This window comes from Acinetobacter geminorum, from assembly GCF_013009345.1.
GTDB lineage: Bacteria > Pseudomonadota > Gammaproteobacteria > Pseudomonadales > Moraxellaceae > Acinetobacter > Acinetobacter geminorum.
Window position 1 is genome coordinate 18,874 of the sequence record NZ_JABELE010000021.1, and the last position, 20,605, is coordinate 39,478.

Sequence of the window (20,605 nt, forward strand, 5' to 3'; positions counted from 1 at the left end):
GAATTGTTGAAGCTGTACATCCTGAAAACAGGATGCACAGCATTAATGTACCGAAATGCTTCATGATAAGAATAATTTCTTTTCAGCAGCACGGCGGTTAACTAATCCATTAATACGTTTGCCATTGTCAAAAATCCAACGATCAAACTGATTTGCAGCAGCAATATAGTTCCCTTGGTTAAGGACAGCCAACATTGTACTTTTGACAAATGCAGTTTCACCTACGTTGTAAACAAACGAAGCAAGCGCATCAAATTGATTTTGAGTTACCTTGACCTTCACATACTTATCAAGACAAGCATCAACCCACTTACAATCGTTTTTAAGCCATTCTTCTGCTTGAACACGAGTACAAGTATCACCCATTTTTACAGGTTGGCCGTTTGGATATTTGATTGTGCCGAAGCCAATAGTCGGGACGCTACCAGTATCCAGATATGCCGTATTCCTGAAACCTTCAAATCCACGTATAAGTTCATATCCTTTTTCGGAAATATCCCATTGCCCTGTAACGCCAGATTCAAGTTTGTAACCAATGAGTTTGGCGAAAGTTTCTAATCCCGCCTTCTCGATAATCTCGTCACCAGCAGTTACTTGTTCCTGAGTTAATCTGCCTCCTGACATCGCCCGAAGCCAAGAATAAGTTTGCGCAATCTGAGCCATTTGCACTGATGCAAGTGCGGATACCATGCTACTCATTAATCTTTAAACTCCTTCAGGTCGTTTTTAATATCAGTTGCAACTTCGAAAATGTCGGAATCCTCCTTCTTTTCGATATAGTTGAAAATCCAACGGACAATAGCCCACCCCGGCAAACCACATGTGAAGAAGAAACCGCCAAGCGCGATCATTCCCCATACGTCTGTTGCCCAAGCATGAAGGTTAAATTTGATGATGATGAAAGAGCCGCCAGCCAAGCTTGAAATTACTGTGGTAATCAAGCCAACTCCCCACTCTCTCGGAGATCTCGGCATCCGCATCATGAGCACTACAGCCGCAACTGCCATCACACAGATTGCGACTACGATAGTCATGCCAAATGCCTTCCAAGCAGCGAATCCACCGATAGTAGTTGATACTGGTTCGGTCATGATTTTCTCGCCTTAGATTAGTTGAGAAAATATAACATTTTTACTATATTTTATAAATAAGCACTTACTAATAATTTATGAGTGTGTAAAAATTATCGTTGTTCAATTTTTAGGATGTTTACTATGGCATTAAAGCAGATCCTACCTCGATCAATCTCTTTAATCGTAATCTTGCCGTTCTGATCATCATTCTGCTTTTCGAACAGTTTCCATTCCGTTTTCGTCCATAAGCGGAAGCGGTGAATCGCCTTGCCTGTTGAATTTAGTGGGTCCTCATCGTCGCGAACCACTTCATGAATCAGCATCCAGTTTAATTTGCCGTGATCATCAAACGAATAATCCAGCATTTGAAGCGGAGTGATGATGTAGGCGTAAGCAGATAGCCCAGCTTCCTTTTCTTCCCGTTTGTTTAAGGGTCTTTGATCTTCTGGTACCGCATCCATATCAATAACTACCCCAATACGACCGTAAATTGAGGTTTTCTTACTGATCTGGCGAACGAAATCATTAATCGTTAAGCCGCTCTTGGTGCAGTTTTTCCAAAACTTCACCACGTCGGCAGGAGCATCTACCTTATTGCGGGTGATTTCCTGCTTGAATAAATATTTATTAATTAAATCTACAACTTCGCGGGTATGGTTGAAACGATAAGCGCGTGAGATACGATCCTTGAATTCGGCATCACCCTCTTTGATGTATTTGAAGATATGATGATTAAACCATTCTCTGCCACCGCTATAGGTGTCATCCATAAACATCCAGTGTTTGGACATGGCTTCATATAGTGGATGACGACGTGATACTAAACGTACAAGAGGGTCATTCGCTTCTTCTGAGGAAGCGGTCGAACTTATTGCATGTCGGTCGTATGAGGATAGTTCGGTTGTCATCTTATCGCCTTCAAAATATTAGTAAGCGCTTACTAATAATATAGGTTAAATTGAAACGCCTTTAATTTCAATCTTACGAAGTGGGAATTGGTGCTCGATTGCATATCCAATGGCATCGGCACTGTGTTCTACACCACCTGATTTATCAACATCACGTCCACCTGGTTTGTAGATGGTCTGTTCAAATGAATTGATCAAATGCTTACATTTTTCATCAACCCTTAATGCAACTGTTCCATCCGCAGTTCTCAACATGCGGTTAACTGCATTTACCCTGTCGGCAATTGCAGGGTGCTTTCTTCTGTAAAGAATTTTCTTAAATCCCTTCTCGCGCATGATGTCCAAGTCGGACTCACCACGAGCATGTTGGCGTTGACCGCCAGCAGGATCGGGGAAAATGACAATCTGTTTCATATACCGCCAGTATTTCCGTTCAATCTCTTCACAAATCTCTTCCGTGTTAGAGCCGAACTGGACAATCTCATCAACCACCCAAACTTCGCCATTTGGTTGCGGCTGCATGATGACGGTACTCATTGGGTCGATGTTAAAGTCCATGCCGATCCAGATTGGCAGTTTTGGATCAAAAGGATATTTCCCGACATGTTCCTTACGATCAAACGGGTAATAAACACGTCCAGACATGGTTTCGAAGGAAGCCAAAAATTCCTGCTTGAATGATTTCTCATCCATATCGGCTCTAGCCGCTTCAATTTCCGATTCAGGAATAAATGGAGATGTAATGGTTGGGAACTGCCATGACTGCCATTGGCCAGCTTCGACCTTTTTCGGGTCTTGTCCCTGCATATAGACGGTATATAACTGGTTATATGCTTTAGGTGTGCCGATAAAGATGGCATGACCACCTGTAGAGGCAAGGGTAGGACGCAAACATTGTGTCCATGCCTCTTCGCTAATGTCTTGGAATTCGTCCAATACCAAGAAATCGATACCCACACCACGCAAAGAGTCTGGGTCATCAGCGCCTTTAAGTTCAATCAGGGTGCCATTAACAAGTTCAATAGATAGACTTGAATGGTTAATCTTAACTACCCACTTCCGAGGAATGGCTTCAATCAAATCCTTCCACATGATTTGTTTTGCCATTCGGTAAGTTGGCGCTACGTACCAGATTCTTTGTCTTGGCTTTCTACTTTTACTGATAATCAGAGTACGCGAAAGGCTGGTCTTACCCCATCGGCGACCAGCAACCACTACGCGAAATCGAGCATTTGAAAGATAGACTTCCATTTGCTTTGGATGCAATGAAAGCCGAACCTTATCTGCCATCTAAAACCATCATTCCCCTGAATCATTTGATGGCTCTAACATGTCCTCATCTTCAAAGTCGTAATTACCATTGTTGAAATCACGCTCTTTCAATTGTTGAACCTGATCGGCCGTCAATTCTTCAATTACCAATTCCGGAAGTTGAGTAGCATCTACAGCATCAGGCTTATCCAAACCTAAAACGGCGTACCGTTCTTGGCGGATCTTTGCCAAAACATTCGAAGCGATTTCTAGTGCTTTTAAATTTTGTTGAATCGCCGCATAGGCACCGCCCTTTGCCTTGGCAGTGACAATTTCATTCCAAGTCAGGCGAGCCAGGCCCGTCGCCATCTTGTAATGTTCTTCTTTGGTTTCCTTAATTCTTTGGCTATGTACGGTCCCTTCTGACAAAATATCTTCGGCGACCTGTTTGGAGATACGCTCGGAATGTTCCTTGGCCTTCTCCCCTTTCGTGATTTTCCGCTTCTTCATGTGAAGGGAAACAGAAGTTGCGCTTACCCCGACTTTCTTGGCTAAGTCCTCTAGTGTCACATCACCAGAAGCCCATAACGCCTCTGCTTCTGCCCAAGCACTTGCTGAAGGGTATCTGCGTTTGTTGGCTGTTTCTTCAGTCATGCAATCACCTAAAAAAAAGGCGCGTACCAGCTACTAAATGATATGCGCCCTCTAAAAAGTCAGACACGCACCATTTCAAACATGTCCGATGGCCTCTAGGATAAGCAAAATAAAACCAAAAGTAAATAATAAGCGCTTATTAATAATTTTATTTAAGAGTAATAAGCAAGCGCATACCAAAGCACGCAAGCTAGTGCTGTATTTTCACTTTCAAATGGTCTGGTTACGTAAAATTCAGAGCCAAGAATAAAGACTGCAACAAACTTGTCTTGAAGCTGTTCGGCTTTCTCTAAAGCTTTTTTAGAGCGTCTTTTGGAGGATTCATGGCTGGCTGGAAGGATGAGTGGATGTAAGTTTAATTTGTATAACTCCCTGAAAGTTATATTCTTATCCTCGCAATAGTCCGGACAGTGTGTATAGCCATCTTCCTTCCTGATTGCGAACTCTCCACAGATCGCCGTGTCATGGCCCAATAAAATATCAATTTCAGAATTTCCGACGATGCCTGGCTCAAAATCTTCGCCGATAAGAAAGATTTCCTGTACTTGGGACATTTGGGAGTTCCGCAGTTTTCCGAATATATTAATAATACAATAAAGTAAGCACTTATTAATAATATATTATTCGAAGAGTTGCGGAAAACCCAAATTACCCAAATGTCGGAATTAAACAAGGTCGGGCTGTTTTTTATGTTTAATGGCTTTACTCTCGGTATGGGCTTTATTGATTTCCACTAACTTGCGGTATTCAGTCAGGACGTTTCCAAAAATCTCATCAATGGTATAAGCCTCAAATTCACGCGAAGGCTCGTGTTCATGTAGGCTTTCCGCGAATTCCTGCCATATGTGAACACACTCATGGCAAAGCACGGTTAGTACCTCATTTTCGTCAGCGTCAAACATCCTCGGATAATAGATCGCGGCAATCAACTCGCCCGAATTGTTGGCGGCATAGAAAGTGATGGCTTTAAAATGGGACTGAAAATGCTCTTTAGCAATCTCGTAAAGCGCATGATGGCTTTCATCTTCCATAGCCAAGAATTGTTTTGGGTCTTGGACCAAAACATACCATAAGCGATTGTACGGAGTGCGGAACCAACTTGGCGAGGTTTTCTTAACGCTTTTTACCTTAGAAGATTTTTTCAATTTCCTCATCCTCATTTTCTACAAGTACCTGCCGTAGCGAAGGTACATAGGCGTTTAGTATTTCCTCGCCCAATGGCTTGATGCTGACGACCGTAAATCTACGCCCGTTTCTCACCACGTTTTGCCCGCTCTTCTCAATCAGGCCTCTTTTAATCAGAAAATTTAGGCTGCATGTAATGGCTTGTCGGGTGCAGGTGTAACTCACGGCGTCATGAAGCTGTTCGATTGAGAGCAAAGAACCGTCTGGATTTTTATCGCGAATCTTTGTCAGTAATTCGATCTGTTTTGGGGTTAGACCTAATTGCATTCGAATAAAAGCCCTCTTGATTTAATGAGTTCAACATTTAGGGGGTCGTCTGGTTTCTGACAGTCAAATGCCAAAATTGATACCCGTTTGGGAATCTCGTGCTCAGGATGTTTGGCTTTGTAGATCAAGTCAGGATTGGTATAGACCCCATATAACGGAGACGCAAAAACCAGTTGTTGAATGTTCTTTAGCAGCTTTTCGACAGGCATGCTCTCTACACGGCTAAAACCATTCAGCCGGTTATTGCCGGATTTTTCCAAAGAGCTGTATTGGTAATAGAACTTCCGCATTTCAGCGATGATCTTCTTTTTGATAGGTTCGGGTTTGGAGCTCAGCTCCTCCAGAATCCCCACAACATCTGTCGGATGCTTGGTTTCAAACCATTTCACAAAGAAGTCCACACCGCGTTGATAATTGGTCGCCTGCTTAGGCGGGGTGAACTTGATGCCTGCCCTTTCCGCGAATGGATTGAATTTCGACATCGAGCTTTGGAACTCGGTATGTTTTCTATCCACCATGCGCATCATTAAATTTTGGGCACGATACGCAATCCCGCAACCACGGTAGATGGTGTCCAGTACAAGTCGGCTATTGGTGCAGACATTTTCGTTTAGCCATTCAGCCCGACTTTTATTGATCAGGCGGGTATCCTTGCCGTTGACGTTTGGACGTAGATATTTGAACAAGTCATTACGACCCGAAAGCAACATTTTGGGAACAGCCAGAATCCCGACACCAATGGTCTTGCCATGCAGGGTTACTTTCCAGAACCTTGAACCGATCGGCAGCGTTTCTGCCTTGTAGTGCAATTCGTGCAGAAGGTCCCAGTCACTCTTGTCACCCGGCTCCACAATGATGTCCTTGAGCAATGACAGGTTGTGGTTTTGCTTAGGTGATTTACGAGTAACGAGAATATCTGGTGTATCGAGTAAAACCTTTTCCATACCTTTCTCAATCAAGTAAGGGCGTTAAACGCCCTTTGTTAAATCACTTCCCAAGCTTTCAAGACATCGAGTAGCGGTCGAACACCACTGTATCCCGATAAACGACCTACCTCTTTGCCATCTTCCTTGCAGATCAGGGTAGGCACTTGCGTTACGCCCGCTTCTTCAAACTGCTGTTTGATTTCAGGTTCGATATTGTTTGGATCAATGGTCAGCACATGGTATTCGGTTGCGCGACCTAGCATTTGTTTTTCCAGAATCGGCTTGATGGTCTTGCAAGGTGAGCAGACGGTTGAAGAATATAGGGTTAATGTGCGCTTGGTTTGCGCTGGTTCGCTCTCAGAACGCTCCACAACTTCTGCTTGAACGATTTGCTCTGCAACAGTTTCGGATGCTTCTGACGCGAATTCATGAGCATCTACAGTGTCTTTAGTTACAACTTTTTTTGATCGATTAGTCATACTTGTTTAAATCCTTCAGGTGCTTTGGTGATTACCACTTTTTCGCGGTATCGCTTATCAATGAAGAGGCTTGGGTTGAGGTCTTCAACCATGTCGTCATGCGTTGTGGCAACCAGTACGGTTGTTCCGAGTTTTCGGGCAATTTTCTGAATGTTGTACGCAACAACTTTGGCAACAGTTCGATCAAAAACGGCAAGAAATTCATCTGCAATCCAGACGTCCGCCTTGCTCTCAATCAGTTTTGCCAGTTTGAAGCGATAACGTTGGCCGTCCGAGAGGGCATCAAACTTGTTTAGCCAGATATAGGCATCAGTGATGCCGGCAATGGTGAGTACATCCAGAGCGTCTTTTAGTGTTTCGCCAATCTGGTCGACGATTGGACGGTCATCATGCTCAATGGCATTCAGGTCAGCGACTTTTAAGCCGCTTTGTTCCATTTGTTCCGCCAGCTTCCGTAGCAGGGTCGATTTACCGCCACCAGACTGACCAGTGATGTAAACGATGTCTCCCTGCTCGATTTCAATTGGCGTGTTATCGAAAACCACAAATTCCTTCGCATCTAAGCCCAACCCGAACGACTCGGCAATTTCCAGTACACGTTCGGTACGCTCAACTGACGTTTTGTATCGGACATCGATGTTATAAACAGCCATTAAGCGCTCTCCACCAATTTGCTGATATACGTTACGAAAGCGTCCTTCCCTTCTAGTCCAGTTGCATCTTCTGCAATGGCCATAAAGTAGTGAATGGAACGTGATTCTTTGCCCGATACTTCGCTGAACCCTAAAACCTTGTCGATTCGGATAGGTTTTTCGTTCGATTCCGATACTGCATTTGCCGTATGGCGCTGTTGCTCGGCTACCGCGCTGTCCAGATCATCAACAATCACATCGACGTTCATTTCGGAGAGGTCGGCTTGCATGAACTCCAGCTCCTTGCTGTCGAAGATGTCCTCAAGGAACTCGATGTTGATGGATTGCAGCTCCAGCTTGAGCAGGTCGGCATCAATGTCACCAATGGCAACTCGGTTATCGGCCAAGCGTGCAGCTTTCACCTGTTCTTCATTCAAGTCATCGCGGACCAGAACAGGTACTTCGATTAAACCTAACTTGATGGCTGCAAGACGGCGACCATGCCCCTTGATGATTACGCCATTTTTATCTACCACAATGGGTTGATCCCAACCGAAGCGGGCAATCGACTCGGCAATCTTGGCGACTTGTTCTTCACTGTGGATTTTGGCGTTGAGTTCGTAAGGCTTTACATCGTCAACAATCCACATTTGGATTTTTAGTTCGCTCATTCGGCCACCCGCGTATCGGTTTGCTCAATCAACTGCTTGTTGATCTGGTAGAACTTTTCGCGTTGCCGATCCCTGACGGTAGTTAATTCCCAAGGGAGCGCTACCCATCCGAAGCCACCTTCAGGTTCGATATAGAGACGACCTTCTACGTTGGCTTCTGCAATCTGCAATTCTGTTAGGTCGCATGTTGAAACGATGCGGTATCCATTGCAGAACTTCTTCAAAAACTTCAAGGCGCCGTCATCTACTTCGGGAACCGCCCCTTCATGTTCCTGTTCAGGCGTGTTGAAAGTGATAACTTCCTGAAACTCGCTCTCGAAATAGTCTGGCTTGAGGATGACCACCGTTCCATCTAGGTTTTTAGCGATGTAATCACCTGCCTCGGCTGTACCAATGCCGGGAATGACAAGGGAAAAGTCTTCATCGGTATTTCCCCCTACTCTGGCTACTGTTTTCATTTGGGTTGAGCAGTGAACCCCAAGCCAGAGTTCAATTTCGGAGCCGTTGTTTCCATTAAACTGGATTGCTTCAAGGTCTACAGGGTATTGGCCACCCCGTCGGTACATTCGAACCTGCCCTTTTTGAGATAAATCGGTCATTAGCCATCCCATCCTTCATATGGTTTCATTACTTGCTTCCCAAGAGATAAACCAAGGCATCCCCTGCATTCGTCAAGCTGTCGGATTCGGTAAAGCCCTGTGCCTTAATGGTCTTCTCGATGAGTTTGGTAATTGCGTCTACGTCCTCGATCGGAACCTTGAAACGCATGATTTGGTGAGTTTGAACTTTGGTTGTCTTGGGTAATTCAACTTCCTCTGATGGCGAATCGAGATCGCTTAGAGCGTCCAGCGCTATATTAGTGCTAGAGAAGATGTCGATTTCTTCACTTGACCAAGGCATTACATCGATCAATTCATCGATACCGCCAAGATCATGAAGAATTTCGTTGAGCTTAACGATGTCATCTTCGCCATAACGACCGTTGTCGATTAGACCGATCTCTTTTGCTCTGGCTTCGTCAATGCGCCCAAGGTTCATTACCGGCACAGTGAGTAGACCAAGACGTTTAGCAATCATTGCTCGGTGCTGACCGCCAATGATCTGTAAGCGGCCATCAAGAAGGGTACGAACGATAATTGGCTTAAACATACCGTGACGTTTAATACCTTCTTCGATTTTTCGCTCGTTTTCAGGTGATACGACGTTTGAATTCCAAGGATTAGGCCAAAGCTCTCCTGGGTCGATTTCTAAATATTCAACTGACATAGGAAACTACTTTGAAATATTAGTAAGTGCTTACTTATAATTTAAGCCAAATATTAAGCAAATGCAAAAGGTATTGAAATGGGAAAAGTTGTAACAATCGCTTATGACGCCGTAAATGCCATCCTACACAAGCCTCCTGTTGAGGCGAAACTTGAAGTACAGTCGGCGCTTAGTTATTTGGTGGATGGCGCCGAAGAAACTCTAGCGTTTAGACAGCACCGTTGGGATGGCAGATCGTCATTTTTTGACTTTGCCAAGTGCTCTTTTCCAGCAGGATTTGTAGTCCATGTTACGGATCGACTCAAGAAGGCAGGTTTTGAAGTAAAACTCGCACGAAAACCCCTCCCCGCTCCACTTGGACCTGCCCGACCAGTGGTAGATAGTTACGGATATGACCCTCGTTACGATTACCAGCCGGAAGTTATGGATCGTCTTGTACGTCATGGCCAGATTATCGCTCAAGTCGCTACTGGTGGCGGTAAATCACGCATTGCCATGTTGTGTCAGGCCCGAATTAACCGCCCTACCTTGTTTTTAACAACCCGTTCGATTCTGATGTATCAGATGAAAGATGCATTCGAAGCAAATGGCGTTGCATGTTCGGTCATTGGTGATGGCAGTTTTGGACAGGTGAATGAAAAAGGTCAGCTCTCCATCAAGAAAATGACGGTCGGAATGGTTCAAACCCTCGCCGCCAAGCTGGAAGAGACGACTTTAGAGAAGGAATTTCAGATCCTTTATGACAACGTAGTCAAAAAACACGAAAAAGAGATTTCGGACACTAAAAAACAGCTAATTAAGGTCGGTAAAGTCGAGTCCGAAATCAAAAAAGTGCTTCATAACCTTGCACTGCAACATGAAAAGGAGCTTCAGGACAAGGCACCTGCGATGCAAGCCAAGGCAGAAGCAAAATTCAAGGAAAAATCACTCGTTAGACAGCAAACCATCAAGCTTTTGGAGCTTTTTGAGTTCGTAATTCTCGAAGAAGCACATGAGGCAGGTGGAAATTCGTATTACGAGATCATGCGCCACTGTAAAAACGCCTATTACCGCTTGGCATTGACCGGAACGCCGTTCATGCGTGAAAGCCAAGAGTCAAATATGCGTTTGATGGCTTGTTCCGGACCGATTGCCATCAAGGTTACGGAAAAAATGCTGATTGATCGCGGAATCCTTGCTAAGCCTTACTTCAAAATCGTCGAATTGAAGAAAAAGCCAGCCAAATTACACTCTATTACCCCTTGGCAAGCTGCCTATCGCTTGGGAATCGTGCAAAACGAAGAGCGGAACAATGCCATCTGTATGGAAATTCTCAAAGCCCGTGAATATGGCATGACGGCGATGGTTCTCGTCCAGCATACCTCGCATGGCGACACCCTATTGAAGCTGTTTGACGATATAGGTATCAGAGCGAGATATATTCGCGGTGAAGATGATCAGGGAGAACGTAAATCTGCGCTCACCGAACTTGCCAATAAGGATATTGATGTACTGATTGGAACAACAATTCTTGATGTGGGTGTGGATGTCCCTGCTGTCGGGTTGATTATTCTTGCCGGTGGTGGGAAAGCGGAAGTTGCCTTACGCCAGCGTATTGGGCGCGGGTTACGTGCTAAGAAATTCGGTCCAAACGTTGCGTTTATTGTTGATTTCACAGACCAGCACAATTCAACGCTCAAATCTCACGCTAGACAGCGTTTACAGATCATCAGAGAAACACCCGGCTTTGGCGAGAATATCGTTGCGAATTTCGAGTTTGAAAAGCTCGGTTTCAAAAAAGCTGCATAGTGTTCTGGGCTTGTTCAATGTTTTGGGCAAGCCCGTTTTATTTTGTGGTATTTCAGCGTGATCAATGCAATAATAACTATAATATGCAAGTTTTAATTTTCATCAAATTTTAATTGGAGCAAATAATGGCAGCTACTAACTCTTCCAAATTTTATAAAGAAAAAGGTTTAGTTCGAACATCCATCACTTTGCGTCCAGAGACAATCCAGACCTTAGAAAATATGGCAAAACAGCATAAACTCACTCAAGGCGAGATTGTTGACGCTTTTGCACGTTTGCTTGAAAGTGGCAATCTGTCTGATCAGCTTTTCGGTGTGCATATTGAAGCCATTCGCGAAGAAAAGATTGCTGAAAAAGAGCGTAGGAAGGAATTGAAGAAAAAAGCGCTAGAGTTAATTAAATCTGGCCAAGTGCAGTAAGAAATGCCTCAAGTGATATATGGGGCATTAATTTATTCGGAATATCATAGGTAATTAAAAAGCTTAGCTCAATAAATTGTAGCCCAAATATTTTTTCAGCTTGTTCAATACGCGACAAAATATCTTTACTTGATCGGGAGTTAAATTAAGTTTGCCCAAAAGTAATCTAAAATTTCTACTATCGAGCTGGTTTGAAGCCCAAAGCAATGTAGCGGCTTTATTTTCGCCGAATTCGTAAAGACGATCTATTTTTTCGTTAATATAAGAATTATCTAAACCCTGTTCTTCCAGAATTTCGATAATGTGGTAAGCAACATAATTTAAATCATCCTTTGAAGCCATCTTTTCCCTCTTTACTTGGTCAAATAGCTTAAAGCTAATAAGAACTAACGAAATCGTTGAACTTAATAATTTCCTTATAAACGTTTCTCTTGCAACTGGCCATCGGGTCATAAGGCTTGGTCATATTCGGATTATTGCATGACATGTTGGCCACGATCGCATAGGTTCCCTTCCCATAAGGCTCCTTAGAAACCTTTACGATGATCTCGCCAGTGAACTCGCGCGGAGCGTATGTTTCGATTAATACGTTATTTGAACTTCTGATCTTGTAATCAGCGTATTTACTCACCCACAAATGAGCAGCTTCCATTTTCTTGTCACATTCTTCTTTGCTTGAGCACGTTGGTCGGGTCTTTGCAATCGCAGCCAGATATTCGTCCTTATTCATCTTTTTCATGATTGCCAGCTTTTGCCCAACATAAACAGTTGGTGGATCAGGGAGATCATTGTCTTCTGCCAGCTTTGCCCACGTGGTCCCGTTACGCTTGGCTATATCATTTAATGATTCGCTCGGTTTCACGGTGTACTCGGCGAACAGGCCCTCCCCTTCTGCCATTGCATTTGAACAAACTAAAATCAAAGTAGCCAAAAAAAATCTTTTCATATTGATCCTTAAATATTATTAGAAAGTCGTCCTGAAAAGAATAATGGACATGGCGTACTGGGACAAGGATAAGTGTATGGATTTAAGCGGCGCAAGGGTAAAGTATTTGTTATATAGGCCTGGTGGTGAAAGGGTGTTTGGAAAATGGTCGCGATTGACACAGGCTATGCACCCGACACATTCGCATTTTTTCTAGGACTTCGATATTAATATATAAAGAAATATAGTAATCACTTACTATATTTCTTTATCTTTGCATGTTCACTTATTACGCTTGTTATCTTGTCTCATAATTAACACAGCGATTAATAGTTTATGTTCGTTGCTAATCATGTTCTTACTCTCTATTAGAGTGATATTAGTAAGTGCTTACTAATATCACTGATTACTAAATTATGCGCTTGCTTGTTTTTCGCTTAACTCTTTCTTAATGTCATGCTGTACGCGCTCTAATTCTTGTTGTGTATTCTCTTTCATTTGCAAGAATGACAATACTGCTTCAATAAACTGAGAATTTTCATTGAACGTTATTTCACTGTCTTTTACAGACTTCACAACGTTACAGATATTAAGCGCTCTCAGTGTCATACGTGAGCTAGACGCTTGTGATGATGCTGTACTGTGCGCAGATAAATAATACTGTCTTACTTTCTTTTCATGCGACTGTGCGCGTATTTCAGTAGTGCAGCATAAACGACATTCATTAACCGTAAGTGAACCGTACTGTAATAAGTTTAGCAAGATTGACATTGTGTAACCGTCTAGCTTGCGTCTGTCGTTTTCAGCGATAGCTGTAATCGCTTGAAAGATTTTTCTAATGACTTTCACTTGTACAAAGTCAATGTGTGATTTATCAGTGTGAGCGATGATTGTTGCTAGATCTGATAAATCAAACTTAGCTTTTTGAAGCGTGTCTATTTTTGTAAGCATAGAGCGTGAGCATGCTTCTCTTAAGTCACTGAATAACGTGCTTGATATTTTTTGTTCTGTCTCAAGCTTGTTATTCATACGGTTTATGATCGCGTTTGCTATATCAAGCTGTACTGCTACTGCTTTGCTCGTTACTTTCTGCTGTCTTGCATACGCTTTTATCGTCTCTTGATCTATAACTATTGCATTACGTGCTTCATGAGCTGAAAAATTAACGTCTGCAAAGATGTTTAGAGTTTCTGTGTTTTTAACTTGTGCATTCATGATTTTTGACCTTTTGTTAGTAAGCTTTATTGCTTGATTAAATATTAGTGCAAATAAAAATTTGATGCAAGTTTTTATTTGATTGTTTGTTTTTTAGTGGAATAAAAATTCAATCGAAATTTTCATTAATAAAAAACTTGCACTAATAAATAAACTCCGCTATTCGCGTGCGTGCGCGTTTCATCTATATGCTTTATACAGACATTCTCTAGGCATGCATTGGGTTGTTTGCTGGCGGTTTTTCTTGAGGTTCAGGCGCGCACCCGGTAGTGATTAGAGTCCTAGGTCTGCCTTGGTTGTTAAAGATAAGAAGGTGGCATTCCAAGGAGCTGCTAGGCGCTCTTTGGTTATATAGATGCGTGGCGCTTGGTTATAAAAATAGGATGTCGGCCAAAGTTTTGATTTTTTTTGGTGGGCTGTTTTGGAATATTAGGATGAGCCTATGCCCATCCTACCGCTTCATTAAGATTTGAGTCATAGGCATGACCAGTCTCAATATCTATAAACATGAGATTGGTACGCTCGAAATCTTCCCGCTCATCTTCATAGGCGGTTTTCTCATCATAATTTACCGCAGCATCATAAATATCACCGACCGCTACACCAATGGCATCAATGATGCTTTGATCTATGGATGAAAGGTCGGCATCCGTTTCAATCCCATATTCGCTGCCGATATCATCACTGAGTTTATAGCGGGTAAATTTCGGTTCTACCTGTTTGCCCTGCAATAATGAAAGAATCACGACAAAACCGTTGTCTAGCCCAATCTTTTGCGCTTGGTTCGCTGATATAAAGCCCCATTGAGCTAATTTACCTTTACTTGCAAGGCGACGAATTTTAAGCATTTTCCGCTTAACCAGCATAATTACTCCTTGTTTATTTAGTTGAAGAAAATATTAGCAAGAAGAAATAGGTGTAACAAAATTTAGTTAATGTAAGTTTGCATTTCACTAATTCATGTATTTAGGAGGGGAAATTTAATTTTCAATATGCGCGCCCGCGAATTTTTATACCCAGCATAAAAAAAGCCCGACCTAGAGGATAGTCGGGCAAAGGAGGTTTTCAGACGCAGAGTTGTTGTAAGTTATGTTAATTCGATAGATTTGGAATTCTAAGGAAATGTTTTTAATTTTTCAAATTCCATATTCTATATTTTGGTATGCCCTTTTCTTACAGCGGAAACCACTAACGTTAAGGAACGCCCCCCCAAACCCCCCCATAGAATTTTGCCTCATAAATCTTGGAGAGAGTTTGGGGAGACGTAACCTAACCTAGCCAATTTCCACCACAAGAAAAGGAACTTTTCTTTACAGTGCAAACCACTGACACGGTATAAGCCACGACCCCCATCAAGCAAATCGCGTCGGGGAGAAAATCTCAACCCGAAACCCATTTGTCAGAAGTATAGTAAGCGCTCACTAGATTGTAAACCCCCTAGGCATGCCTGATTTATCCATTTTATGCCTTGGTATGCCGTGGTACAGCGTCAAAAAGCCAACTTTACGCTGGCAATGGAATAACTTTAAATTTTCGAACACCAATACCGCTAATTTCAATCATTAGCGCGTAATTCAGGATGAATAAATAACATGATTACTTATCCTCTTTCCAAAGACTGTTGTGATTCACATGTCTGCCCAAATCAATCAGCTTTTGCATATCCTCTATAGATAGACCGTGATAACGTGCAAATGCATCAACGCTTAAAAAGTCGTTGTAATACTGAATATAGAGGTCGTTAAGGCGTGTAGTGATTGCATTAACCATCTCGCTCATTAGCTCGTTTTGTTTTATAGGCATGACTGTAAAACTCTATGTGTACTTTGATGCATAACAGTGTATAGAGATAGAGCAGGAAACAAAGCTAGAAAACTAAAAATCCATTTATATAGCTGTGTAGATAGATTTCTATATTTCTACATAAGTGCCTAGGCATGCATATTGGAATATGGCGATGTGTGGCGATTGGTGCATTGCCTCAACCCTAGATAGAGAGGTGCAGGTATAATAGTGGTATGGGTGAAGCTGGAAGTGGAGCTGTTCGGCTTACCTATGTGCGCCGTGGTGTGCTTGGTTATAAAAATAAGAATGTCGCCCGAAGTTTTGATTTTTATATTTCCTGTTGGTCAAAGGAATGGCTAGGTAGACGATTGATTGAAACACACAATTCTTTGGCTCACTCCGTTCGCCTTTCTTTTGCCATCTTATCTTTCTACTACATGTGTATTATCCTCTATCTCTATCCTTATACCTGTGTCACTATCTACATATCTATATAGATAAATAATTAGCTATTTTCTTTATTACTGATCTATCTCTATCTACGCTTACCTATGCCTATCCGTATAGTATTATTGTTATCTATCTATATAGATTTCTACATTAATAGATAGTTATACATGCTTTTTATCTCTATCTGATTGGCTTTTTATATTGATAGTTTTCTACATTTCTATATAGATAGATTGCTTGTATATTTACTCGAACTATATATCTATATGGATTTCTATATTTCTATAAGTATTGGTGTATAAGTGTTTGCCAATATTTGTTTTTATCTCTATCACTTCTTATACGTTTGAGGATTTTATTAAGCCGCGCATCTATATCTCTACGCTTACCGAGACTTGGGTGTACTTGGGTATTCCGAGAGTTTTCGAATATATAAATATATCTTCTTAGAACATTCTTATATTACTTATTTTCGGAAATGTAGGCGCGGTTCACTTGGGTTTTTAGAGATTCTTCTCATGTATCTTTCAAACCGACATAAATGCTATCGTATTTCTTCACGGTTTCGCGTATTTCGCATTTTAGAACTTAAGATGATTGCTTTTATATCTTGCGCTTAAAGTTGCTTAAAACGCTCTAAAAAAGCGAAATAGAGTAGAGTTATAAAAACGATTAATTCACACCAAAATCAGCTTTAATTGCCTGAAGGAAAATGCCTAAGTATTAATTTGGAAAAATGCCTTAAAAATCAAATGCCTATAATTGAATTTCTGTGTTTGTTGTTGGCTTGTGGACTTATGTTGTTGATTAGCCTGATTTTTAACAAATTTTGCCTGTTTTTAAGCTATTTGGGGTTACTATAATGGGCATATGTCTTAAATGAGTCTCTAATACATGCTTACTGTATTTATTGTTTTAGTTGCCTTGTTTGTTATAGCACTAATGGTTAAGACGCATAACGAGAGAAATAAGGCGGCAAGATTAAGCCGACTTTCATTGAAAGCATCTGAGGCTTTGGTAAATGCATCTATGCATAAGATGAGACTTGCCTCAATGTCTCCAGAAGAGGCTTTTATTGAAACTCTAACCGATGAAGAACGTGAAATATATTTCAGCCTCACAACTGCACTTGAGAAATTAACTTTTAAGGTTGATATTGCAGGTAACAGAATTAAGAAACAAAGCAATGGCGTTAAACAGATCAACAAACTACTAAATGCTTAAAATTATAAATATGCCTTTTGTATTTTTGGAATTGTCGCTACTAATCAAATTGAACAAATGAGGTGACTTATGTTGATCATGATTGTTGGAATGGTGCTGGTAGCGTTATCTGTCTACCGCGGTGTTGCCCTGAGTAAGTATTTACATAGCCCGTCGGTATCGCACTCAACCAGTAGTCTGTATATGCAGGAGATGGTGGTCACGCGAATTAAACAGGCTTGGTATTGTGTTGTAGGTTTTACAGGATCAACAATGATTGCGATGGGAGTGGGGTTAACTTGGTTCATTTAAAATAAAAGGCTAGCTTATTGCGAGCCTTTCTTTTCTTCATTGTATTGATCGCCTTGTTTTCTATAGGCATCAATTTTCTTTCGAATTTGCTTCATGGCAGCATCATTGAATTTTACTCTTGGATCTTGTTCACCAAATAAATCATCATGAATAGCCATAAAGCGAATACTTGCCACTTTCATTTCGTGACCATCGGGATGTACTTGGTCAGTATCTTCAAAAGTTATAACAAGTAAAGGATCGTACTCGCCTTTAACAACGCGGGCGTGATACATATTTAGATAGTATGGAACAGAATTTCGTACAGAAGCCATGTTTTTGATTCTACCGTAGCGTCTATCGCTATCTTCTATGTATATATCGATGTAACCTTGCTCTCGCCAAAGCTCGATTAGGTTAAAGATGTCTTCTTCGTAATCCTCAATGTCTTCAATAGTGAAGCCTATATGTTGACTGATTACGAAGAATAGGTCGTGCAATTCTGCGTGGGAGATGTATTTTCTTTCGAGTTGTTGATCAGGTTGTGGCATCCCTTTTCGTGCGTTCCTTGGCCGCTTGAAAGGCTCTGCGAAGGTTGCGTCTTGTTTCTTCAGGTGTGCTGCCAGTGATTTTTGTACCACCGAAGCCTTCACCCATGCGAACAAGTTCAACAATTGCAGGGTTTACGTTTTGGTTACTCATCTTGTTCATAACTTTTCTCCATGAGGAGACTGTTGTTAAGAGATGGCTTACAAATATAAATTTGTGCCATTTCGCTTTATAGCTTTAATAAACCGCTTAAATAGTCGGTTGTTTAGTAAATCCAGAAGGCTGCAACCTTATTGATTCACTTATGCATAAACGCATATTGATAATAAATTTCTATCGGTCGACCCAGAAATTTCTAAGTTTGCATCGTTTATTTTATGCTTTTACGCATAATTTGCAATAGCGAATATTTCAAAATGAAACTATCCCTATCTAAATTAGAAATGAAATTTCTATGTAGAAATGTAGATATATAGAAATCTACAGATATTTTAAGCCATTAATTTTTAATGTTTATATGTGAATTTTTCTTTTAAGACTTCAAAACAATCTTGATCAATTTCTTGTTTTTGATGATTAAACTTAAAAACATAATGTTGACCGTTCTTTTCATATTTAGCAAAACCGCAACTTACTTGGATGTGAATAGATTCGTTTGTTTCATCTTTATCCATTTTGTGAGTAACAGAAGCACCTTTTCGCTCATACGCCAGCAAATCAAAGAATTTAGCCATCGGTGTTCTTTCGTTTGGTGTCATTTTGAGTCTTACTAAATAATGGTGCAGGGCAAGATGTGATCTGCATATCAATCCGTTGATCATCCACGCCCTAAACAAACTATCGGCTTGCTTAAGGTTAGATTGACTGGTTGCCAGTTATTCCCCTGCATGGGCAACTCCGCGCGACATTAATAAATGTTTTGACTAATAAAGTCTCATCAGGCACGGTTGAATGGCTGCCTAGAATGGGCTCGAACCAGTGACCAACGGATTAACAGTCCGCTGCTCTACCTACTGAGCTACTACGCAATATAGTTATATAATTATATGGATTTATAACTACTTATCTATATAGAAATATAGAAATCTAAATAGATAAAAAATGAACCATACCGGGTTTGCCGGAGACCTTTTTATTTAAGTTAGGCCACCTGACCTAACGGGTTAATCTTATCATAGTACATTGCTTCAAACTCAAAAGGCGATACATAACCCAGTGCACTGTGTACACGCTTTTTTTTGAACCAATCTACCCAGTTTAGTGTCGCAAGTTGTACATCTGCTAAACCTTGCCAATCTGCTTTTAGATATTCAATCACCTCTGTTTTGTATAAGCCATTCACCGTTTCAGCCAAAGCATTATCGTATGAATCACCATTCGTACCGACTGATGCTCGTAAATTTGCTGCTTCTAAACGATGGGTATAACGAATGGAAAGATATTGCACACCTCTGTCGGAATGATGAATCACATTCTTTGGCATGCCTCGATCATGCAATGCTTGCTCTAATGCATCGAGCACTATATCTGTATTCATTCGTGTAGATACTTTCCAGCCAACAATTGCTCGTGAGAACACATCAATAATAAAGGCGGTATAGACCCAGCCTGAATGAGTTTGAATATACGTAAAGTCACTGACCCACAGTTGGTCAGGATGATCAGCAGTAAAATTACGTTTCACTAAATCATCTGCTCGTTTTTGGTCATCTCGGCTACGGGTGGTTTGTTTGTTCTTACCTCGCCAAACACCTTGTATACCTAGCTTTTTCATTAATCGAGCAACAGTACAGCGTGCAATAACATAACCTTCACGTTTCAGTTGTTGCCAAACTTTACGTACACCATATCGACCTGAACTTTCTTTCCAAATTCGTTTAATTTGTTCAGCATGATGCAAATCATGTAGATCTCGCTTTGCTCGATGTTCTGGGTTTTCAGCAATATCTAGTGTTCGATAATAGGTAGAAGCTGAGATCGGTAAAATCCTACAAATCGCCTCAACACCATATAACGCCTTATTGTTATGGATGAAATCCACCATTATTTGTGTGGGCGGTCGAGCTCCGCCTGGGCGAAAAAAGCGGCTGCTTTACGCAGAATTTCATTGGCACGCTTTAATTCTTTGATTTCACGTTCCATTTGCTTCATTTTTTCTTGATCAGAGATCTGTTGTACTTTGATAGGATTTTGCTCATCTAAATGCTTTTGATGCCAAGCACGAAGTGTTTCAGGAGTACAACCAATCTTAGGCGCAATAGCTGTGATCGCAGCCCAATTAGATGGATAGTCTTTTTCAGATTCAATCAATAATTGAACCGCTCTTTCTCTGATTTCAGGGGTATATTTTAATTTGGTCATCGGAACATTCTCTCAGAATACTGAGTCTCCGACAAACCCGGTACGGTTCATGATGTAGATTCTGATACATCTACTTCTAAGTACTTGCACCTTACTAAAACTCGCAATCCCACATACATCAGTCGCCGATGTTGTTTAGTTTTAGATTTTTTACCAATGATCATTTTTTCCCAAAAATGTTTAGCCTGCCAATTTTTAATTTCATAATTTGTAAAGATGTCCATAAACTCATTGTAAAAAGGTAGATGTACGGAATTTTTCATAATGGACTGCCCAGCAAATAAAAGAGGATTATAGTCCGTGGATT

General features: G+C 41.3%; 28 protein-coding genes, 1 tRNA gene and 1 other annotated feature. Of the genes, 5 read left to right on the forward strand and 24 right to left on the reverse strand.

Going from position 1 to position 20,605, the window contains the following annotated elements; genetic code table 11:
- Positions 1 to 60: 60 nt before the first annotated feature.
- Both HJG58_RS16510 and HJG58_RS16515 read right to left on the reverse strand, forming a co-directional pair.
- Positions 61 to 699, reverse strand: a complete 639-nt coding sequence (locus HJG58_RS16510; protein ID WP_004832954.1) for a lysozyme — start codon at positions 697 to 699, stop codon at positions 61 to 63.
- Complete coding sequence (locus HJG58_RS16515) at positions 699 to 1,034, reverse strand: hypothetical protein (RefSeq protein WP_227518865.1); 336 nt, start codon at positions 1,032 to 1,034, stop codon at positions 699 to 701. The genes HJG58_RS16510 and HJG58_RS16515 overlap by 1 nt, the downstream gene beginning before the upstream one ends.
- On the opposite strand from HJG58_RS16515, the gene HJG58_RS19140 reads away from it, so the two are divergent.
- Complete coding sequence (locus HJG58_RS19140; RefSeq protein WP_254975789.1) at positions 982 to 1,107, forward strand: hypothetical protein; 126 nt, start codon at positions 982 to 984, stop codon at positions 1,105 to 1,107. The genes HJG58_RS16515 and HJG58_RS19140 overlap by 53 nt on opposite strands.
- Before the next feature lie 76 nt (positions 1,108 to 1,183).
- Here HJG58_RS19140 and HJG58_RS16520 read toward each other — a convergent pair whose 3' ends face one another.
- The 12 genes from HJG58_RS16520 to HJG58_RS16575 form a co-directional block, all read right to left on the reverse strand.
- Entirely contained in the window at positions 1,184 to 1,981 is a 798-nt protein-coding gene (locus HJG58_RS16520; protein WP_002125706.1) for a phage portal protein, read from the reverse strand.
- A gap of 45 nt (positions 1,982 to 2,026) precedes the next feature.
- Positions 2,027 to 3,271 carry a phage terminase large subunit gene (locus HJG58_RS16525; protein ID WP_002125703.1) on the reverse strand — a complete coding sequence of 415 codons (1,245 nt, stop codon included), beginning with the start codon at positions 3,269 to 3,271 and terminating at the stop codon, positions 2,027 to 2,029.
- Between the two features lie 9 nt (positions 3,272 to 3,280).
- Positions 3,281 to 3,886, reverse strand: a complete 606-nt coding sequence (locus HJG58_RS16530; protein WP_000134192.1) for a hypothetical protein — start codon at positions 3,884 to 3,886, stop codon at positions 3,281 to 3,283.
- Between the two features lie 152 nt (positions 3,887 to 4,038).
- Positions 4,039 to 4,440, reverse strand: a complete 402-nt coding sequence (locus HJG58_RS16535) for a hypothetical protein (RefSeq protein WP_000084570.1) — start codon at positions 4,438 to 4,440, stop codon at positions 4,039 to 4,041.
- Positions 4,441 to 4,551: 111 nt separating this feature from the next.
- Positions 4,552 to 5,040, reverse strand: a complete 489-nt coding sequence (locus HJG58_RS16540) for a hypothetical protein (RefSeq protein WP_001228682.1) — start codon at positions 5,038 to 5,040, stop codon at positions 4,552 to 4,554.
- Positions 5,015 to 5,338 (reverse strand): helix-turn-helix domain-containing protein, encoded by a 324-nt coding sequence (locus HJG58_RS16545; RefSeq protein WP_001175928.1) that lies wholly within the window; start codon positions 5,336 to 5,338, stop codon positions 5,015 to 5,017. Before HJG58_RS16545 ends, HJG58_RS16540 begins: the two co-directional genes overlap by 26 nt.
- Positions 5,329 to 6,282, reverse strand: coding sequence for a hypothetical protein (locus HJG58_RS16550; protein WP_002125699.1), 954 nt, complete (start codon positions 6,280 to 6,282; stop codon positions 5,329 to 5,331). Before HJG58_RS16550 ends, HJG58_RS16545 begins: the two co-directional genes overlap by 10 nt.
- A 38-nt stretch (positions 6,283 to 6,320) precedes the next feature.
- A complete protein-coding gene (locus tag HJG58_RS16555; protein WP_000184979.1) occupies positions 6,321 to 6,743 on the reverse strand; it encodes a thioredoxin family protein in 423 nt (140 codons plus the stop codon).
- Complete coding sequence (locus HJG58_RS16560; protein ID WP_170249645.1) at positions 6,740 to 7,396, reverse strand: ATP-binding cassette domain-containing protein; 657 nt, start codon at positions 7,394 to 7,396, stop codon at positions 6,740 to 6,742. The genes HJG58_RS16555 and HJG58_RS16560 overlap by 4 nt, the downstream gene beginning before the upstream one ends.
- Entirely contained in the window at positions 7,396 to 8,046 is a 651-nt protein-coding gene (locus HJG58_RS16565; RefSeq protein ID WP_001292430.1) for a ParB/Srx family N-terminal domain-containing protein, read from the reverse strand. Before HJG58_RS16565 ends, HJG58_RS16560 begins: the two co-directional genes overlap by 1 nt.
- Positions 8,043 to 8,645, reverse strand: coding sequence for a hypothetical protein (locus HJG58_RS16570; protein ID WP_000131110.1), 603 nt, complete (start codon positions 8,643 to 8,645; stop codon positions 8,043 to 8,045). Before HJG58_RS16570 ends, HJG58_RS16565 begins: the two co-directional genes overlap by 4 nt.
- 28 nt (positions 8,646 to 8,673) lie before the next feature.
- A complete protein-coding gene (locus HJG58_RS16575) occupies positions 8,674 to 9,312 on the reverse strand; it encodes a ParB/RepB/Spo0J family partition protein (protein ID WP_000110211.1) in 639 nt (212 codons plus the stop codon).
- A gap of 78 nt (positions 9,313 to 9,390) precedes the next feature.
- Between HJG58_RS16575 and HJG58_RS16580 the strand changes: the two genes are divergently transcribed.
- Together HJG58_RS16580 and HJG58_RS16585 are read left to right on the forward strand one after the other, a co-directional pair.
- Positions 9,391 to 11,100 carry a DEAD/DEAH box helicase gene (locus tag HJG58_RS16580; protein ID WP_000521251.1) on the forward strand — a complete coding sequence of 570 codons (1,710 nt, stop codon included), beginning with the start codon at positions 9,391 to 9,393 and terminating at the stop codon, positions 11,098 to 11,100.
- 125 nt (positions 11,101 to 11,225) lie between these two features.
- A complete protein-coding gene (locus HJG58_RS16585; protein ID WP_000741665.1) occupies positions 11,226 to 11,519 on the forward strand; it encodes a hypothetical protein in 294 nt (97 codons plus the stop codon).
- A 63-nt stretch (positions 11,520 to 11,582) separates the two neighbouring features.
- On the opposite strand, the gene HJG58_RS16590 is transcribed toward HJG58_RS16585, so the two are convergent.
- The 5 genes from HJG58_RS16590 to HJG58_RS16610 all read right to left on the reverse strand — a co-directional run bounded on the left by HJG58_RS16590 (position 11,583) and on the right by HJG58_RS16610 (position 15,438).
- Positions 11,583 to 11,861 (reverse strand): hypothetical protein, encoded by a 279-nt coding sequence (locus HJG58_RS16590; RefSeq protein WP_000146944.1) that lies wholly within the window; start codon positions 11,859 to 11,861, stop codon positions 11,583 to 11,585.
- 34 nt (positions 11,862 to 11,895) lie between these two features.
- On the reverse strand, positions 11,896 to 12,465 hold the full coding sequence (locus tag HJG58_RS16595) for a LysM peptidoglycan-binding domain-containing protein (protein WP_000819254.1): 570 nt from the start codon (positions 12,463 to 12,465) through the stop codon (positions 11,896 to 11,898).
- 393 nt (positions 12,466 to 12,858) lie between these two features.
- Positions 12,859 to 13,659 (reverse strand): hypothetical protein, encoded by an 801-nt coding sequence (locus HJG58_RS16600; RefSeq protein WP_002125709.1) that lies wholly within the window; start codon positions 13,657 to 13,659, stop codon positions 12,859 to 12,861.
- Between the two features lie 440 nt (positions 13,660 to 14,099).
- Positions 14,100 to 14,525, reverse strand: a complete 426-nt coding sequence (locus HJG58_RS16605) for a hypothetical protein (protein WP_000960557.1) — start codon at positions 14,523 to 14,525, stop codon at positions 14,100 to 14,102.
- 730 nt (positions 14,526 to 15,255) lie between these two features.
- On the reverse strand, positions 15,256 to 15,438 hold the full coding sequence (locus HJG58_RS16610) for a hypothetical protein (RefSeq protein WP_223235332.1): 183 nt from the start codon (positions 15,436 to 15,438) through the stop codon (positions 15,256 to 15,258).
- Between the two features lie 1,350 nt (positions 15,439 to 16,788).
- Here HJG58_RS16610 and HJG58_RS16615 point away from each other — a divergent pair.
- Positions 16,789 to 17,118: a hypothetical protein gene (locus tag HJG58_RS16615; protein ID WP_002123631.1), complete on the forward strand. Its 330-nt coding sequence runs from the start codon at positions 16,789 to 16,791 to the stop codon at positions 17,116 to 17,118.
- Positions 17,119 to 17,187: 69 nt separating this feature from the next.
- The gene (locus HJG58_RS16620; RefSeq protein ID WP_004832966.1) at positions 17,188 to 17,409 is read left to right on the forward strand and encodes a hypothetical protein; all 222 of its coding nucleotides are present in this window, start codon (positions 17,188 to 17,190) and stop codon (positions 17,407 to 17,409) included.
- Between the two features lie 14 nt (positions 17,410 to 17,423).
- Here the strand turns inward: HJG58_RS16620 and HJG58_RS16625 are convergent, their stop codons facing one another.
- From HJG58_RS16625 to HJG58_RS16645, 5 genes are all read right to left on the reverse strand, one after another.
- A complete protein-coding gene (locus HJG58_RS16625; protein ID WP_002123634.1) occupies positions 17,424 to 17,939 on the reverse strand; it encodes a hypothetical protein in 516 nt (171 codons plus the stop codon).
- The gene (locus HJG58_RS16630; RefSeq protein ID WP_002123623.1) at positions 17,926 to 18,099 is read right to left on the reverse strand and encodes a hypothetical protein; all 174 of its coding nucleotides are present in this window, start codon (positions 18,097 to 18,099) and stop codon (positions 17,926 to 17,928) included. Before HJG58_RS16630 ends, HJG58_RS16625 begins: the two co-directional genes overlap by 14 nt.
- A 344-nt stretch (positions 18,100 to 18,443) precedes the next feature.
- The gene (locus HJG58_RS16635; protein ID WP_004832969.1) at positions 18,444 to 18,695 is read right to left on the reverse strand and encodes a hypothetical protein; all 252 of its coding nucleotides are present in this window, start codon (positions 18,693 to 18,695) and stop codon (positions 18,444 to 18,446) included.
- A gap of 194 nt (positions 18,696 to 18,889) precedes the next feature.
- Positions 18,890 to 18,965 (reverse strand) — tRNA-Asn (locus tag HJG58_RS16640).
- 113 nt (positions 18,966 to 19,078) lie between these two features.
- Positions 19,079 to 20,298 (reverse strand): IS3 family transposase gene (locus tag HJG58_RS16645; RefSeq protein WP_107908566.1). Its coding sequence is split into 2 segments (ribosomal slippage): positions 19,079 to 20,022 and positions 20,022 to 20,298, totalling 1,221 coding nucleotides; the frame shifts between segments, so codons are not numbered across the junction.
- Positions 19,907 to 20,023: a sequence feature (AL1L pseudoknot), on the reverse strand. Its footprint overlaps the gene before it by 117 nt.
- Positions 20,299 to 20,605 lie beyond the last annotated feature (307 nt).